13 protein-coding genes and 7 tRNA genes are annotated in these 15,564 nt (G+C 63.8%); 16 read left to right on the top strand and 4 right to left on the bottom strand.

Annotated features, from left to right (window positions below; all coding sequences use genetic code 11):
- Window positions 1-38: 38 nt before the first annotated feature.
- A protein-coding gene (locus tag ASD72_RS21005) for an IS3 family transposase (RefSeq protein WP_155944664.1) occupies window positions 39-1,408 on the bottom strand; the annotation gives its coding sequence in 2 pieces (ribosomal slippage) (window positions 39-931 and window positions 931-1,408; 1,371 coding nt in all).
- Window positions 1,409-1,595: 187 nt separating this feature from the next.
- Entirely contained in the window at window positions 1,596-2,372 is a 777-nt protein-coding gene (locus ASD72_RS14730; RefSeq protein ID WP_304437829.1) for a Bax inhibitor-1/YccA family protein, read from the bottom strand.
- A gap of 148 nt (window positions 2,373-2,520) precedes the next feature.
- On the opposite strand from ASD72_RS14730, the gene ASD72_RS14725 reads away from it, so the two are divergent.
- The 5 genes from ASD72_RS14725 to ASD72_RS14705 all read left to right on the top strand — a co-directional run bounded on the left by ASD72_RS14725 (window position 2,521) and on the right by ASD72_RS14705 (window position 4,041).
- A tRNA-Pro gene (locus tag ASD72_RS14725) sits at window positions 2,521-2,597 on the top strand.
- Between the two features lie 54 nt (window positions 2,598-2,651).
- Window positions 2,652-2,728: transfer RNA gene (locus ASD72_RS14720), tRNA-Arg, on the top strand.
- A gap of 36 nt (window positions 2,729-2,764) precedes the next feature.
- A tRNA-His gene (locus ASD72_RS14715) sits at window positions 2,765-2,841 on the top strand.
- Between the two features lie 77 nt (window positions 2,842-2,918).
- A tRNA-Lys gene (locus ASD72_RS14710) sits at window positions 2,919-2,994 on the top strand.
- A gap of 141 nt (window positions 2,995-3,135) precedes the next feature.
- Complete coding sequence (locus ASD72_RS14705; protein WP_056880676.1) at window positions 3,136-4,041, top strand: hypothetical protein; 906 nt, start codon at window positions 3,136-3,138, stop codon at window positions 4,039-4,041.
- A 7-nt stretch (window positions 4,042-4,048) separates the two neighbouring features.
- On the opposite strand, the gene ASD72_RS14700 is transcribed toward ASD72_RS14705, so the two are convergent.
- Window positions 4,049-4,585 carry a hypothetical protein gene (locus ASD72_RS14700; RefSeq protein ID WP_056880675.1) on the bottom strand — a complete coding sequence of 179 codons (537 nt, stop codon included), beginning with the start codon at window positions 4,583-4,585 and terminating at the stop codon, window positions 4,049-4,051.
- A 108-nt stretch (window positions 4,586-4,693) separates the two neighbouring features.
- Here ASD72_RS14700 and ASD72_RS21000 point away from each other — a divergent pair, with 108 nt between their 5' ends.
- Both ASD72_RS21000 and ASD72_RS14695 read left to right on the top strand, forming a co-directional pair.
- Entirely contained in the window at window positions 4,694-4,846 is a 153-nt protein-coding gene (locus ASD72_RS21000) for a hypothetical protein (RefSeq protein WP_155944662.1), read from the top strand.
- 51 nt (window positions 4,847-4,897) lie between these two features.
- Window positions 4,898-5,779 (top strand): hypothetical protein, encoded by an 882-nt coding sequence (locus ASD72_RS14695; RefSeq protein ID WP_056880674.1) that lies wholly within the window; start codon window positions 4,898-4,900, stop codon window positions 5,777-5,779.
- On the opposite strand, the gene ASD72_RS14690 is transcribed toward ASD72_RS14695, so the two are convergent.
- Window positions 5,770-6,102: a hypothetical protein gene (locus ASD72_RS14690; protein ID WP_056880673.1), complete on the bottom strand. Its 333-nt coding sequence runs from the start codon at window positions 6,100-6,102 to the stop codon at window positions 5,770-5,772. The two genes, ASD72_RS14695 and ASD72_RS14690, sit on opposite strands and share 10 nt — an antisense overlap.
- 245 nt (window positions 6,103-6,347) lie before the next feature.
- Here ASD72_RS14690 and ASD72_RS14685 point away from each other — a divergent pair.
- The 9 genes from ASD72_RS14685 to ASD72_RS14645 all read left to right on the top strand — a co-directional run bounded on the left by ASD72_RS14685 (window position 6,348) and on the right by ASD72_RS14645 (window position 15,555).
- Window positions 6,348-6,433: transfer RNA gene (locus ASD72_RS14685), tRNA-Leu, on the top strand.
- A gap of 175 nt (window positions 6,434-6,608) precedes the next feature.
- A complete protein-coding gene (gene tig / locus ASD72_RS14680; RefSeq protein WP_056880672.1) occupies window positions 6,609-7,901 on the top strand; it encodes a trigger factor in 1,293 nt (430 codons plus the stop codon).
- A 76-nt stretch (window positions 7,902-7,977) separates the two neighbouring features.
- Window positions 7,978-8,604 (top strand): ATP-dependent Clp endopeptidase proteolytic subunit ClpP, encoded by a 627-nt coding sequence (gene clpP / locus ASD72_RS14675; protein ID WP_056880671.1) that lies wholly within the window; start codon window positions 7,978-7,980, stop codon window positions 8,602-8,604.
- Between the two features lie 127 nt (window positions 8,605-8,731).
- A complete protein-coding gene (gene clpX / locus ASD72_RS14670) occupies window positions 8,732-10,015 on the top strand; it encodes an ATP-dependent Clp protease ATP-binding subunit ClpX (RefSeq protein ID WP_056880670.1) in 1,284 nt (427 codons plus the stop codon).
- Between the two features lie 183 nt (window positions 10,016-10,198).
- On the top strand, window positions 10,199-12,652 hold the full coding sequence (gene lon / locus ASD72_RS14665; protein ID WP_056880669.1) for an endopeptidase La: 2,454 nt from the start codon (window positions 10,199-10,201) through the stop codon (window positions 12,650-12,652).
- A gap of 190 nt (window positions 12,653-12,842) precedes the next feature.
- Window positions 12,843-13,139: an HU family DNA-binding protein gene (locus ASD72_RS14660; RefSeq protein WP_255357656.1), complete on the top strand. Its 297-nt coding sequence runs from the start codon at window positions 12,843-12,845 to the stop codon at window positions 13,137-13,139.
- Window positions 13,140-13,176: 37 nt separating this feature from the next.
- A tRNA-Val gene (locus ASD72_RS14655) sits at window positions 13,177-13,251 on the top strand.
- 86 nt (window positions 13,252-13,337) lie between these two features.
- Window positions 13,338-13,414: transfer RNA gene (locus ASD72_RS14650), tRNA-Asp, on the top strand.
- Window positions 13,415-13,578: 164 nt separating this feature from the next.
- Window positions 13,579-15,555 (top strand): SurA N-terminal domain-containing protein, encoded by a 1,977-nt coding sequence (locus tag ASD72_RS14645; RefSeq protein ID WP_056880667.1) that lies wholly within the window; start codon window positions 13,579-13,581, stop codon window positions 15,553-15,555.
- Window positions 15,556-15,564: the final 9 nt, after the last annotated feature.

Raw genomic sequence — 15,564 nt, 5'->3', positions numbered from 1 at the left:
TGAACTGACCCCCAAATGTTGGACGGTCGGTTTGTAGCTTACGCTGCCAAGGGCTGGGTTCGGTACTGCACCGGGCTCAGCCCTTTTAGTTTCAGCATGATGCGGTCGTTGTTGTAGTAGTGGATGTAATCGGCGACCTCCTTGCGTAGCTGGTCGACGCTGGTGAACTGCTTTAGGTGGAACAGCTCGGACTTGAGAGTCGCGAAGAAGCTCTCCATGGCTGCGTTATCCAGGCAATTGCCCTTACGGGACATGCTTTGGATGACCTGATGTTCGTCTAGCTGCCGTCGGAAGGCGCTCATCTGGTACTGCCAACCCTGATCCGAGTGAAGCACCAGCGGTCGCCGTGATCGTCGCCTCGCCCAGGCTTTATCCAGCATGGCGCGGACCATCTTGAAGGACGGCTGGACATCGAGCTGGAAGGCCACGATTTCCCGGTTGTAGAGGTCCATGACTGGCGACAGGTACAGCTTCTCGCCATTGACCTTGAACTCGGTCACGTCGGTGACCCACTTCTGTTCTGGCTCATCGGCCTTGAAGCGTCGCTCCAGGACGTTCGGCGCCACTTCCCCGACCTCCCCCCTGTACGACCTATATCGCTTGGGCCTGACCAGTGACTTGAGGCCCATGGACTGCATGAGTCGCTGAACAAGTTTGTGGTTGATGGCCTCGCCAAGCTGGCGCCGCAAGGCCGCGGTGATGCGGCGATAGCCGTACCGTCCTTTGTGGCGGTCGTAGAGCGCTTGGATGGCTGCCTTAAGACTGGCGCGCCGATCCCCCAGCGCCAGTACCTTGGCCTGGTAGTAGAAGGTGCTACGGGCCAAGCCGCTAATGGCCAACAGGTCCGGTAGAGCATGCTGCTGCCTCAGTTCAAGCACTATCCGCGCTTTGTCGGCGGGGTCGTGGACTTCGCTTGAACCAAGGCATCGAGTTTTTTTAGGTACGCCACCTCCGCACGCAAGTACGCGTTCTCCTTGAGTAACTCCTCATGGGTCGCGTTTCGGTCTGGAACTGGCGGCGGCGGCCGATTGGGCGGTTCGGACATGGCTGGCTGGCGGCCTTTGGGGCTAGGCATCAACGCCTCGATACCCCCCTCATTGTACTGACGCTCCCAGGCCGCCACGCTCGACTTGTTCCTGATGCCGTAGAGGGCCGTCACCTGGGTATAGGAGAGCTCCTCACGCACCATGCGCTGAAGGATCTCAAGCTTGAGCTCAGGGCTATAGGTCTGGCGGCGTCTCCGGCTAAGACCCGCCTCTCCGTGTTCCTTGAACAGCGCGACCCAGTGCCGCACGTGGTTGCGAGGCACGCCGTAGCGCTTTGCCAGCCTCTTGATGCCATCCCCTTGATCAGGATCTAGGTAGGCATCTACTACTTCACGCTTAAAGGCCAGGCTGTACTTGGCCATAAAAAACCCCCGAAGGTTGGATGGATGTCCAACTTCCGGGGGTCAGTTCANGGTAGGCATCTACTACTTCACGCTTAAAGGCCAGGCTGTACTTGGCCATAAAAAACCCCCGAAGGTTGGATGGATGTCCAACTTCCGGGGGTCAGTTCACGAGGGCGCCCTTTCTGTTTCGGGGCGACGGCGGCTATCAGTCGCGCGACTGCAGCTTGGCCAGCAGGCGCAGGAATTCGATGTACAGCCACACCAGCGTGACCATCAGGCCGAACGCGCCGTACCACTCCATGTACTTCGGTGCGCCGGCTTCCACGCCGGACTCGATGAAGTCGAAGTCGAGCACCAGGTTCAGCGCGGCGATCACCACCACGAACAGGCTGAAGCCGATGCCGACCAGGCCCGATTCGTGGATCAGCGGCATCTCCTTGCCGAACAGGCGCAGGCCCATCGACACCAGGTAGACCAGCGCGATGCCGCCGGTCGCGGCCACCACGCCCAGCTTGAAGTTCTCGGTGGCGCGGATCAGGCCGCTGCGGTAGGCCGCCAGCAGGGCGCCCAGCGTGCCGAATGTCAGCAGCACGGCCTGGAACACGATGCCCGGGTACTGCAGCTCGAACACCGCGGAAATCGCGCCCAGGAAGAAACCTTCGACCAGCGCATACATCGGTGCGGTGACCGCCGACCATTCCTTCTTGAACACGGTGACCAGGGCCAGCACGAAGCCGCCAATGGCGCCGCCCAGCGCGTAGATCATGATCCCGGGGGCCACGGTGGCCACGCCGTCCGGGCCGGTGACGACCGACTGCGTCCAGGCGAAGGCAGCGGTCAGCACCGACAGCAGCAACAGGATGCCGGTCTTGTTGACGGTGCCGTTGAGCGTCATCGTGCCGCCCTCGCGCGACACCACGCTGCCCGTGCCGAGGTCGAGGAAGGTGGATTCCTTCAGTGCCGGATTGCCGCTGCGTATCATGGTTCCCTCATGTGGTCGTCGGACTTCTGTCCCCAGCGGCGGAGCATATCCCAAGCCGTACTCCGTCATGTTTCGTTTGACAGCGGGCCCCCGTGTTCCGACAATACGCGGCCTCGTTGGCGTCCAGACGCCACGCCGGGACCCTCGTCGGGGTATAGCGCAGTCTGGTAGCGCATCTGCTTTGGGAGCAGAGGGTCGGGGGTTCGAATCCCTCTACCCCGACCAGCCTGATGTACTGCCTTGGCGTGACCGACAGGGTAGGGCGAGAATCCGGACCGGGCGCCCGTAGCTCAACCGGATAGAGCACCGGCCTTCTAAGCCGGCGGTTACAGGTTCGAGTCCTGTCGGGCGCGCCACTTCCGGTGTGCTGCGGCGGGAGAAAGGTTTCAGTGGTGGCTGTAGCTCAGCTGGTTAGAGTACTGGATTGTGATTCCAGATGTCGGGGGTTCGAGTCCCCTCAGCCACCCCACTGAATCAACGAATTTCCGCGCTCGCGGGGGTTCACACAAAAAGAAGATGCGGTTACACTACGCAGCCAGTTTTTCGGGGCCGTTAGCTCAGTTGGTAGAGCAGTTGACTCTTAATCAATAGGTCCAAGGTTCGAATCCTTGACGGCCCACCAAACAGAACAAGGGGTTACGCCGCAAGCGTGACCCCTTTTTCTTTGCCTCCGTAAAGATGCTCCGTAAAAATGGCCCGTCCTCAGTGTTTCACGGGCCCTCCGCAGCTACGCTGCAGCGACAGTTCAGCGGGTGGGGTAGCGATGGCTGAGATAGTGATCGACTTGCAGGGCGCCGCGCTCGACAGCTCAGTGCCCATCGCGGACCTGCTTCGGAAGGCACTGCTCGTTTCGCGCAAACTCGGTGTGCGCGACATCGAGGAGTGGCTGAATTGGGAGCTCCACCGATACCCGTCAGGCGAGCAGCTTCCGGATTACCGCAAGGTCCGGGGACGGCTCCATGCGCGTGACGAGGACGGGGATTTGATCCCCGTTCAGTTTCGGGAGCCCATGGACTACGCAGAGCGCGCCAGCGTAGTGCAGAGCGTCGCAGAGCTGGAGGAAGTCGCTGCCGCGGCTAAGGGTGGCTTCGTCAACCTGTCGCTTTCCCACACTCTGCAGAAAATCATGCGGGAGGCCACTAACCAGGGGCCGGGCGTCGAATTCATCCTCGAGATATCGGCATCGAAGTACGTACAGGTGCTGAGCGCTGTGCGCACACGAGTGTTGAACTGGGCATTGGCGCTCGAGGAGCAGGGGATATTGGGCGCTGGGATGACGTTCTCGACCAAAGAGATCACTGCCGCCCACCAAATCACTTATGACTACAGCACGCACATCGGCGCGATGCACAATTCGCAGCTACAGCAAAACTCGTCTGGCCAGCAGATCCTAATCTCGGGACCGGACCTGGTTGAACTGCGCGCCTTAATGGAAGAGGTAGTAGCTCGATCGAATGAGCTGGGGGCGAATGCGCTTGTTGCGGTGGGCGACGCTCAGACGGTTATAGCGCAACTCGATTCCGGCCAGCCTAAGGCGGTGGTTCTGCGTGAATGCCTGACATCTCTTAGGTCGATTATGGAGGGGGCGGGGGGAGCCTTCCTTGCGGCTGAAATCCTGCCGAAGCTGATTCCGATCGTTGAGTCACTCCGCAATACGCTCTTGCCCTGACTTTGATCTATGTCGCGTCAGCTGGTTTCACCAACGGCACGCTGAGGTCGTAGACGTTCATCATCGGCTCCGTCAGGCCGGCTGCGTCCTGCTTGTCGCGCTTGGTGCCCTTGGTGTCCGTGACGCCCTCGCGCTTGAGGTCGTGCAGGCTGAATCGCTGCTCCTCTGTGATCACGCCGGCTTCGATCGCCTTCAGGATTGGGCGTTGCCAGGCGCTGTCCAGCCCGTCCTTCGTGAGCGGCTCGCCGTCCTCGGATAGGAAGACGAATCGGTTCTCCGGGCGTAGCTGCTCGGGCTGGCCCCGGCGGGCGATCACCCCGCGCCTGTGCGCGAGCGCTGCGTCCCAGGCTGCACGCGGCCGCGGCGACCACTCGACGATGTTGTTGCGGCTGCCCTTGCGGCGGTCGGTCCGCAGGCCTTCCGCCTCGCTTTGGGCCTCCACCTTCAGCTGCTGAGCAGCGACAGTGGCCTCCAACTGCAGAGTTTGGCTGCTGAAGTCCAAGAGGCGCGTCCGGAGGGTGGCGGGGTCCGAGAGTGCAGCCATGGTGTCAGCGGGCCCATAGCGCCCCGTACGCCCGATCTGGGGGGAGCACGTCCTCGAACACCCACCGCTCGAACTCCTGGCCTGTCCACCCAAGTTCGGAGAGCAGTCATGCTGGCTCCCTTCGTCTTCGACCACTCCACCACGATCCGCGTCATCAACGACAGCGGCGTGCCTTTGTTCGTCGGTAAATCGCCCGGATCAGGCCGTGCGTGCCACGTGCAGATCCGCACCGGAGGTGCGCTTCCTATACGCTGCTGCTGACGTGGCTTACACCAACTCACACTGTGACAAACCCGTCCCGGGGAGTCTGAAATGTCCGTAATGAAAACTACCTTAGTAGCGCTGGTCGCCATCATCGGCGGCTTGGCAATTTGGCAGCTAATCGGCAAGCGGATGGAACACGCTAACGGCAATCAAGCCAGCAGCACCGTTGCGGCCGCCGCTGAAGGACAGGAGGACCCCGCATCCAACTTGCCGGGATTAGCGCCCCGCAAGTCCACTTCCGTCCGGGCAGATGCGTCTGCAGCATTGGCGCACGCGTTGATCAACAACGGGGCTTCGGTACGCGCCGCAATAGATCAAGCGGTGGGGCCAAGCAGGGTCGTGAACTCCCCCGAACTGGCGGCGATGCTCGGCACGGCACAGTCGGCCTGTACTGACTTCAGCGACAACAAAGCTAGCTATCTCAGTAAGGGGCAGATGGAGGATCCGACGCGCCGCTGGGCAACGGAACGACTGGCGGCGGCATGCCATGGCCTCGATTCGGCCGAGTATAAGATCGTGGCTCGCACGACAGGTATCTACACGGTCCTCAATGAGCGTGGAAAGGGACCGGCCGTCCAGGCTTCCTTGGAAGCATTGCGCTCGGAAGCCAGTCCCACGGAGCTCTACACGGCAGGCCAAGTCCTCCTGGAGAACGACCGTGCGAGGATGGCGGCAGTCCTTCCGAATGGTGGGAGGAACTACGGCGACCATGAAATCGTGCGGGCCTGGGCGCTGGCTACCACCATGGTCGCGTGTGACCAGTATGGCGGCTGTGGCCCCAACTCGGTGGAGACAGCGGCCCTTTGCGCCAACGCAGGCTGCACCCCAGGAAGCAACTTTTCGCAAGCCGTGCAGGACCGGTTGCCGCAGAGCGAGTACCAGGCTGTGACCGCCTTTTACTCCTGGGTGACGAGTCTGCGTCAGAGCTGAGTTCTAGCGAAGCTTGCTAGTCGCGCAGATGGAGAAAGGCCGCCGAAGAGGCGGCCTTTCTTCTTGTCGGCGAGTGTCGCGCGGTTCGCCGTAGGTGGCTCGAGCAGTTCAGTGTCGGGCTTAGCTCTTGTCGCGTAGTCCTCGCCATTCTTGTCGATCCAGTCACCCGCACCGGCGAGTTCGACCTGTTCCGCAGCCAGGTCGGCCCCCAGTGCCTGGTCGTCCCCTTCCCGGTAGAGCCCAATGCCGGTGGTCTGCATCCCGGCCGGCCGGCTCTCGATGTCCAGCATGAGCCGGCGGACCAGGCCCATGTCGCGCTTCATCGTGCCCCCTCGGCCATGGTCAGAAGACTTCGGCCGCGGTCAGTGGCTCTGCGCACGGGGGGAGGCTCCCCGAGCCCCAGCGCGGCGTTGACGGCGTCCACGGTGGTGAAGATGCCACCGTTTCCGTCGTGTTCGAACGGGATGCCCTGATTGCCCGCGCAACGGACGATCGTGGCTAGCCGAGCTTCGCGAGACCGGTCTTTCTTCCGGCGCCGGTCGCCGCACGGTTACAATCCCCGGGCACTGCGAAAGTGGCGGAATTGGTAGACGCACTGGATTTAGGTTCCAGCGGGTAACCCCCGTGAGGGTTCGAGTCCCTCCTTTCGCACCACCGCCCACGGGCGCCCGGGGGGCGCTCCACCTCCCAACGGGCCGCCCCGCTGGCAGCCAGCCGCGTAATCGGCGAAACTAACAAGTTCCGCCGGCCGGGCCTTGCGTCCGTGCTCCAGGCGTCCCGGATTATCAACATCGCCCCGGCAGTGCCGTGGCCGCAGGAGTCAGTGAGTATGCAAGTTTCGGTCGAATCGATCGGCAATCTCGAACGCCGCATGAGCTTCAGCCTGCCGGCTGACCGTCTGGACACCCACATCGGCGGCCGCCTGCGCGAGTTGTCGCGCACCGCCCGCATCAAGGGCTTCCGCCCGGGCAAGGTGCCCGCCAAGGTGATCGAACAGCGGTACGGCGATCAGGTGCGCGCCGAAGCGCTGGACGGTCTGTTGCGCGAGACTTTCAGCAACGCCGTGCGCGAGCAGGACCTCCAGCTCGCCGGCAACCCGCGTATCGAGAAGCAGGGGGAAGGCGAACTGGATTTCGTGGCCACCTTCGAAGTGGTGCCGGACTTCGGCGATGTCGATGTGACGAAGTTGAACGTCGTCCGCCACACCGCTGAGATTACGGATGCCGACATCGAGCAGATGGTGTCGAACCTGCGGATGCAGCGGCGCACCTTCCAGGCCGTGGAACGTCCCGCGCAGGAAGGCGATCGCGTCGGCCTGGAGACCTGGTCGCAGGCCGGTGACGAGCGCATGCCGGCCGAGGGCATCGAGAAGGGTGCCACCCTGATCGGCTCGGGCGTGATGTTCGGCGAGATCGAGCAGGCCCTGGTCGGCCTGGTCAAGGGCGACGAGAGGACCGTGTCGGTGGCGTTCCCGGCCGATTGGCGCGTGCCGCAGCTGGCGGGCAAGCAGGTCGATGTGCATGTCAAGGTCACTGAAGTGGCCGAATCGGTCGTGCCGGACGTCGATCGTGACTTCATTCGCAGCTTCGGCGTGAAGGGCGGCGACGCCGAGCAGTTCCAGGCCGATATCCGTAGCAACCTGGAGCGCGAGCTCAAGGGCGCACTGGCGACCCGACTGCGCCGCGAAGTTGGCGAACAGCTGATTGCCGCCTATTCGCATGTCGAGATGCCGCCGCGCCTGGTCGAGAACGAAGCGCGGGTGATGGTCCAGCAGGCTGCCGAGCAGGCCCGCCGCCAGGGCCAGCAGGTGCAGATCCCGGACAACGCCCACGAAGGTTTCACGGATGCTGCCCGCAAGCGCGTCCTGGTGGGCTTGCTGGTGGGCGAGGTCGCCCGCCGCAACCAGTTGCGCCTCGATCCCAAGCGCCTTAACGAAACCCTGCGCCTGATCGCCTCGACCTACGAAGAGCCGGAGCAGGTCATTGAGTTGTACCGGAACGACCCCCAACTGATGAACAGTCTGCAGGGTCGTGTGATGGAAGAGCAGGTGATCGACTGGATCGCCGAGCGCGCCCAGCACACCGAGCAGACGCTTTCCTTCCAGGAAGCCATCCGCAACTGAGCCGGGCTCCCGTCCGGGCAGGCGGTCCGGCTATCCTAGGCCGGACCCCTTCCATGAACGACAGGCGCGAGAACAGATGAGTATCGAAACCAAAGCCCTCAACCTGGTGCCGATGGTGGTCGAACAGACCAGCCGGGGCGAGCGCGCCTACGACATCTATTCCCGTCTGCTGAAGGAGCGCGTGATCTTCCTGGTCGGCGGCGTGGACGACCATGTGGCCAACGTCATCGTGGCGCAGATGCTGTTCCTCGAGGCGGAGAACCCCGAGAAGGACATCAGCCTGTACATCAACTCGCCCGGTGGCGTGGTGACGGCGGGCATGGCCATCTACGACACCATGCAGTACATCAAGCCCGACGTCAGCACCATCTGCGTGGGCCAGGCGGCCAGCATGGGCGCGCTGCTGCTGGCGGCCGGCGCGAAGGGCAAGCGTTACGCCCTGCCGAACTCCCGCGTGATGATCCACCAGCCGCTGGGCGGCTTCCAGGGCCAGGCCACGGACATCGACATCCATGCCCGCGAGATCCTGACCCTGCGTGCCCGCCTGAACGAAATCCTCGCCAAGCACACCGGCCAGGCGCTGGAGACCATCGAGCGCGATACCGAGCGCGACAACTTCAAGAGCGCGGCCGACGCCCAGGCCTATGGGCTGGTCGACCAGGTGCTGGAACGTCGCCCGGACGACTCCATCCAGTCGGCCTGACGGCCCGGATTGTCCCGGTTTCACGCGCAAAACCCCTGTTCACGGGCCCGGCTGACAAGCCGGGACCGTGTGCTATTCTCCGACCGAAAGCCCCCTGGGGCAGGTTGAGCGACCGAGTAATACCAGCATGAGCGAAGATCGTCAGGGCCGTTCCGGCGACAGCACCAAAATCCTGTACTGCTCGTTCTGCGGGAAGAGCCAGCACGAGGTCCGCAAACTGATTGCGGGCCCCAGCGTGTTCATCTGCGATGAATGCGTGGAGCTGTGCAACGACATCATCCGCGAGGAACTGGAAGAGAAGGCCCAGTCCGCGCGCAGCCACCTGCCCAAGCCGCGCGAGATCCTCGAGGTCCTGGATCAGTACGTGATCGGTCAGAACCGCGCCAAGCGCACGCTGGCCGTGGCCGTGTACAACCATTACAAGCGCATCGAGAGCCGGCAGAAGAACGACGACGTCGAACTGGCCAAGTCGAACATCCTGCTGGCCGGCCCGACCGGCTCGGGCAAGACGCTGCTGGCGGAGACGCTGGCGCGCCTGCTCAATGTGCCGTTCACCATCGCCGACGCCACCACGCTGACCGAGGCCGGCTACGTGGGCGAGGATGTCGAGAACATCATCCAGAAGCTCCTGCAGAAGTGCGACTACGACGTCGAAAAGGCGCAGCAGGGCATCGTCTACATCGACGAAATCGACAAGATCTCGCGCAAGAGCGAGAACCCGTCGATCACCCGCGACGTCTCCGGCGAAGGCGTGCAGCAGGCGCTGCTGAAGCTGATCGAAGGGACCGTGGCCAGCGTGCCGCCGCAGGGCGGGCGCAAGCATCCGCAGCAGGAATTCCTGCAGGTCGACACCAAGAACATCCTCTTCATCTGCGGTGGCGCATTCGCCGGCCTGGACAAGATCATCCAGCAGCGCAGCACGGAAGCCAGCGGCATCGGCTTCGGCGCCAAGGTGAAGAGCTCCGAGAAGAAGCCCGAAGTCGGCAAGGTCCTGTCGGAAGTCGAGCCGGAAGATCTGATCAAGTTCGGCCTGATCCCCGAGTTCGTCGGCCGCCTGCCGGTGGTCGCCACGCTGGAAGAGCTGGACGAGCCCGCACTGGTCAAGATCCTGACCGAGCCCAAGAACGCCATCACCAAGCAGTTCAAGAAGCTGTTCGAGATGGAAGGCGTGGAGATCGAGTTCCGCCCGGATGCCCTGTCCGCGATCGCGCGCAAGGCACTGAAGCGCAAGACCGGTGCCCGTGGCCTGCGTACGATCGTGGAGTCGGTGCTGCTGGACACGATGTACGACCTGCCGTCGATGGAGAACGTCAGCAAAGTGGTCGTGGACGAGTCCGTCATCGAGCACAAGTCCGAGCCTTACCTGATCTACCAGAGCCCCCCGCCGCCGAAGGTCGCTGCGGCCGAGTAAGCGGGCCGGAAACGCACCTCCTGAACAGGCGCCCCATGGGCGCCTGTTCACGTTCTGGCAGTGCGCAAGTCGCTGGTTTTCCGGGCGTTTCGCACGCGCTATTGCATCCCTGTCCGGATGGCCCCATAACGGGGCCATTGGTGTTCCGACACCCCCGCATTCGCACTTCCGCTGGAGCCCCCCATGCCCCGTCGCCCCCAGACTGAAATCCTCGACCTGCCGGTCCTGCCACTGCGCGACGTGGTGGTGTTCCCGCACATGGTCATTCCCCTGTTCGTCGGCCGCGACAAATCCATGCGCGCGCTGGAACAGGCGATGGAAGCCGACAAGCGCATCATCCTGCTCGCCCAGAAATCCGCCGAGACCGACGATCCCGCCGCGGCCGATCTGTACACGGTCGGCACGCTCGCGCAGGTGCTGCAGTTGCTGAAACTGCCCGATGGCACGATCAAGGTGCTGGTCGAAGGCACGGCGCGCGTCACCGTCAGCAACGTGGTCGAGCGCGATGGTTCGCTGTATGGGCAGGGTGAAGAGGTCGATTCCACCGACGGCCGCGAGCCGCGCGAGATCGAAGCGGTCGCCCGCTCGCTGATGAGTCTGTTCGAGCAGTACGTGAAGACCAACCGCAAGCTGCCGCCGGAGCTGCTGCAGACGCTCGCCGGCATCGACGAGCCCAGCCGCCTGGCCGACACGATCGCCGCGCACCTGGGCGTGCGCCTGAGCGACAAGCAGCGGCTGCTGGAAACCATCGAAGTGGGCGAGCGGCTGGAACTGCTCGTCGGCTTCGTCGATGGCGAGATCGATGTGCAGCAGTTGGAGAAGCGCATCCGCGGCCGCGTGAAGTCGCAGATGGAGAAGAGCCAGCGCGAGTACTACCTCAATGAGCAGATGAAGGCCATCCAGAAGGAACTGGGGGAGCTGGACGAAGCGCCGAACGAGCAGGAAGAGCTGGCGCGCAAGATCGCCGAAGCCGGCATGCCCAAGCCCGTCGAGACCAAGGCGCGCAACGAGCTCAACAAGCTCAAGCAGATGTCGCCGATGTCGGCGGAGGCGGCCGTGGTCCGCAACTACCTGGACTGGCTGCTGGGCGTGCCCTGGAACAAGCGCACCAAGGTGCGCAAAGACCTGAAAGTCGCGCAGGACACGTTGGATGCCGACCACTACGGCCTGGAGAAGGTGAAGGAGCGCATCCTCGAGTACCTCGCGGTGCAGTCGCGCGTGAAGAAGCTGCGCGGCCCGATCCTGTGCCTCGTGGGGCCGCCGGGCGTGGGCAAGACCTCGTTGGGGCAGAGCATCGCCAAGGCGACCAACCGCAAGTTCGTCCGCATGTCGCTGGGCGGCGTGCGCGACGAGGCCGAGATCCGTGGCCATCGCCGCACCTACGTCGGTTCGATGCCGGGCCGCATCGTGCAGAACCTCAACAAGACCGGCAGCAAGAACCCGCTGTTCGTGCTGGACGAGATCGACAAGATGTCGATGGACTTCCGCGGCGACCCTTCCTCGGCGTTGCTGGAGGTGCTGGATCCCGAACAGAACAATGCTTTCAACGACCATTACCTGGAGGTCGACCTCGACCTGTCCGAGGTGATGTTCGTCGCGACGTCGAACTCGTTGAACATTCCGGGTCCGTTGCTGGACCGCATGGAAGTCATTCGCATCCCCGGTTACACCGAGGAGGAGAAGGTCAACATCGCGCAGCGCTACCTGGTGCCCAAGCAGCTCAAGGCCAACGGCCTGAAGCCGGACGAGCTGAAGATCGCCGAGAGCGCGATCCGCGACCTGGTGCGCTACTACACGCGTGAGTCCGGCGTCCGCAACCTCGAGCGCGAAATCGCCAAGATCTGCCGCAAGGTGGTGAAGGAGATCGCGTTGGCCGGCGCCAAGGCGATGGCGAAGAAGAAGTCGGCCGCCATCCAGGTCAGCACGAAGAACCTGGAGAAGTACTCGGGTGTCCGTCGTTACGACTACGGCCGTGCCGAAGAGCAGAACGAGATCGGCCTGGTGACGGGCCTGGCGTGGACCGAAGTGGGCGGCGATCTGCTGCAGATCGAAGTGGCGCTGGTGCCGGGCAAGGGAGGCATGCTGTTGACGGGCCAGCTTGGCGACGTGATGAAGGAATCCGGCTCTGCCGCCCTGTCGGTGGTCCGCAGCCGTGCCGCCAGTCTCGGCGTGGATGCGGAGTTCCTGCAGAAACACGATGTGCACCTGCACGTGCCCGACGGTGCCACGCCGAAGGACGGTCCCAGTGCCGGCATCGCGATGGCGACGGCGCTGGTATCGGCGCTCACCAAGAACCCGGTACGCGCCAACGTGGCGATGACCGGTGAGATCACGCTGCGGGGACGCGTTACCGCGATCGGTGGCCTGAAGGAGAAGCTGCTCGCGGCGCTGCGCGGTGGCATCACCACCGTGATCATCCCGGACGAGAACAAGAAGGACCTCGCGGACATTCCCTCCAACGTTACCGAAGGCATGAAGATCGTGCCGGTGAAGTGGATCGACGAGGTGCTCGACCTCGCACTGGAACGTCCGCTGGCGCCGGTGCCCGCCGATGGCGGGAGCGGTACGGAACGCGCCGTGCCCGGCACCGAGAAGGAGAGCGACAAAGGGTCGCAGCAACCCGGTGTGAAGCATTGAAAGCGGTGACGAACGGTACGTGAGAAGCCCTGAAACCCGCGCCATTACTGGGTTTTCGGCTTGCGTGGCATTTTTTGCACTGGTATAACGACGTCACCCGCGCGCACGAGGCGAAGCCTCGGATCGTGTGGAAACAACGGCCGGTTCCCGAGGGGCGCGCTGCCCCGGGTTCCGGCTACTCATTCCGCGGTTGTTCCGCAAAGGGAGTTACTCAATGAACAAAACCGAATTGATTGATAGCGTCGCCGACGAAGCAGAAGTGTCCAAGGCCGAAGCCGGCCGTGCCGTCGACGCCGTCATCTCCAGCATCACGAAGGCCCTCAAGAAGGGCGACAGCGTGACGCTGGTCGGCTTCGGCACCTTCCAGGTCCGCAAGCGTGCTGCTCGTACGGGCCGTAACCCGAAGACGGGCGACACCATCAAGATCAAGGCTTCCAAGAATCCGGCGTTCAAGGCTGGCAAAGCCCTGAAGGATGCCGTAAACTAATCGACTCGCTGCCGATGGCAGGGTGCTTGATGCACCTGGGTGCTTAGCTCAGCGGTAGAGCGTCTCCCTTACACGGAGAGGGTCGGGGGTTCGAAACCCTCAGCACCCACCACCTCGGGGCGATGCGAAAGTTAAAAAATTTTGTCGGGTGGTCTAGCGGAAAGCACGCGAATCGCCTTACAATGTTCGTCTTGATGCGGAGTGGTAGTTCAGTCGGTTAGAATGCTGGCCTGTCACGCCGGAGGTCGCGGGTTCGAGTCCCGTCCACTCCGCCACTAGACCCAAGAAGCCCGCGAAAGCGGGCTTTTTGCTGTCTGCGTCTCGGAGGATGCTCCTTAACCTCGGTTGGCCCGCGAGCGCCTGGTTGCCGCCGGGCGGCGAGACGCCGGAGTTCGGGCGCGCTAAACTGCGCGGCTGAACGAATTCGGGTCCCGTCCGCATGCTGCAAAAACTCCGCGACAAAACCTCCGGCTGGATCGCCAGCCTGATCCTGGGCTTGCTGATCATCCCGTTCGCCTTCGTGGGCGTGAACGAGTACATGACCGGCGGCACGGCCGGCGACGTGGCCGTGGTCGAGGCGCCGCCGACATGGTGGGAGTCCGCGCCGCAGTGGTGGCCGGCATCGATGCTGTGGCAGCGCGAGGAGGTCACGCGGGAGGAGTTCCAGGCGGCTTTCGAGCAGGCGCGCCAGCAGGCTCGCCAGCAGCAGGGCGAAGCGTTCGATCCGCGCGAGTTCGAGAGCGCGGACAGCAAGCGCAAGGTGCTGGAGCAACTGATCGACCAGAAGGTCCTCGCGCTGGGTTCCAAGCGTGCGGGCATCGTCGTTGGCAATGCCGCGCTGCAGAAGATGATCGCCAGCGAGCCGGCGTTCCAGGTCGATGGCAAGTTCAGCCCGGAGCAGTACCAGCTGATGCTGTCTTCGCAGGTGCCGGCGCTGTCGCCGCAGAAGTTCGAAGAAGAACAGCGTGAACGCCTGCGCATGATGCTGGTGCCCATGGCGATCAACGATTCCGACTTCGCCACCGAAGGCGAGCAGGAGCGGATGTGGAAGTTGCTGGGTGAAACCCGCGACATCGGCATCGCGCTGTTGCCGCCCCTGGCCGAAGATGCCGCGCCGGTCGGCGATGCCGACATCAAGGCGTGGTACGACGGGCACAAGAGCGACTTCAAGCAGCCTGAGCAGGTGACGCTGGAGTACATCGAGATCAACGGTGCGACGCTGCCGGCCGGCGCGCCCGCCGACGAAACGGCGCTGCGCAAGCGCTACGAGGCCGAGAAGTCGCGCTTCGTTTCGCCGGAGCAGCGTGTGGTCGCGCATATCCTGATCACGGCCGATGCCGGCGCGGATGCGGCCACGCAGAAGAAGGCGGAGGAGAAAGCAGCCGCGCTCGCCAAGCAGGCGCGCGAAGGCGCCGACTTCGCCGCGCTCGCACGCGCCAACTCCGAAGACCCGGGTTCCAAGGACCTGGGTGGCGAGCTGCCGCCCTTCGCGAAGGATGGCTCGATGGTCAAGCCGTTCGAGGACGCCGCGTTCGCGATGCAGGCGGGCGAGATCCGTGGCCCGGTGAAGTCGGACTTCGGCTACCACGTGCTGCAGCTGAAGGAGATCAAGGCCGGTGCGGGTCGCAGCTTCGAGGAAGTGCGTGATGAACTGGCCGCCGAGGAAGCCGGCGCCGAGCGCGATCGCGCCTACAACGACCTGGCCGGCAAGGTGGTTAACGAGACGCTGAAGAACCAGACCGCCCTGGCGCCCGCCGCGCAGGCGGTAGGCCTGCCGCTGCAGAAGGTGGGGCCGTTCTCGCGTACTGCGCCGGAAGGCATCGCCACCGTGCCCGCCGTGTTGCGCGCCGCGTTCTCCGACACGCTGGTGCAGGACGGCATCGTCAGCGATCCGATCGAGGTCGCCCCGAACCACAGCGTGGTGATCCGCGTGGCGCAGCACACCCAGGAACAGGCGCTGCCGCTGGACAAGGCGCGCGATGCGGTCGTGGCCGCGATCCGCGCCGATCGCCGCGAGAAGGCCGCGGTCGCCGCGGCCGATGCGCTGGTTGCCCGCCTGCAGAAGGGCGAGTCGCTCGCTACCATCGCCGCCGCCGACGGCCTGCGTTTCAACGAGCTGCCCGGCATGCGCCGTGGCATGCCGATGCCGACGGCAGAAGCGAACGAGGCCATCTTCGCGACGGCCCGTCCGGCCGAAGGCAAGACGACGCCGGGCAAGGTCGCGCTGGGCAACGGCGCGTATGCGGTGTTCACCGTCAACAAGGTGACCGAGGGTGTGCTGGCGGACATGCCGCCGGAAGAGCGCGCGACGATGCTGCAGCAGATGACGCAATTGAATGGCGGCGTCGCGACGCAGGCGTATGTCGACGCGCTGCGCAAGCGCTTCAAGGTCAAGGTGTTCGAAGACCGGCTGTAACGCGGTCGC

The sequence above is a fragment of the Pseudoxanthomonas sp. Root630 genome (genome assembly GCF_001427585.1).
Taxonomy (GTDB): domain Bacteria; phylum Pseudomonadota; class Gammaproteobacteria; order Xanthomonadales; family Xanthomonadaceae; genus Pseudoxanthomonas_A.
The sequence above is the reverse complement of the archived record's forward strand: the minus strand, read 5'-3'. Positions and strand labels throughout refer to the sequence as shown.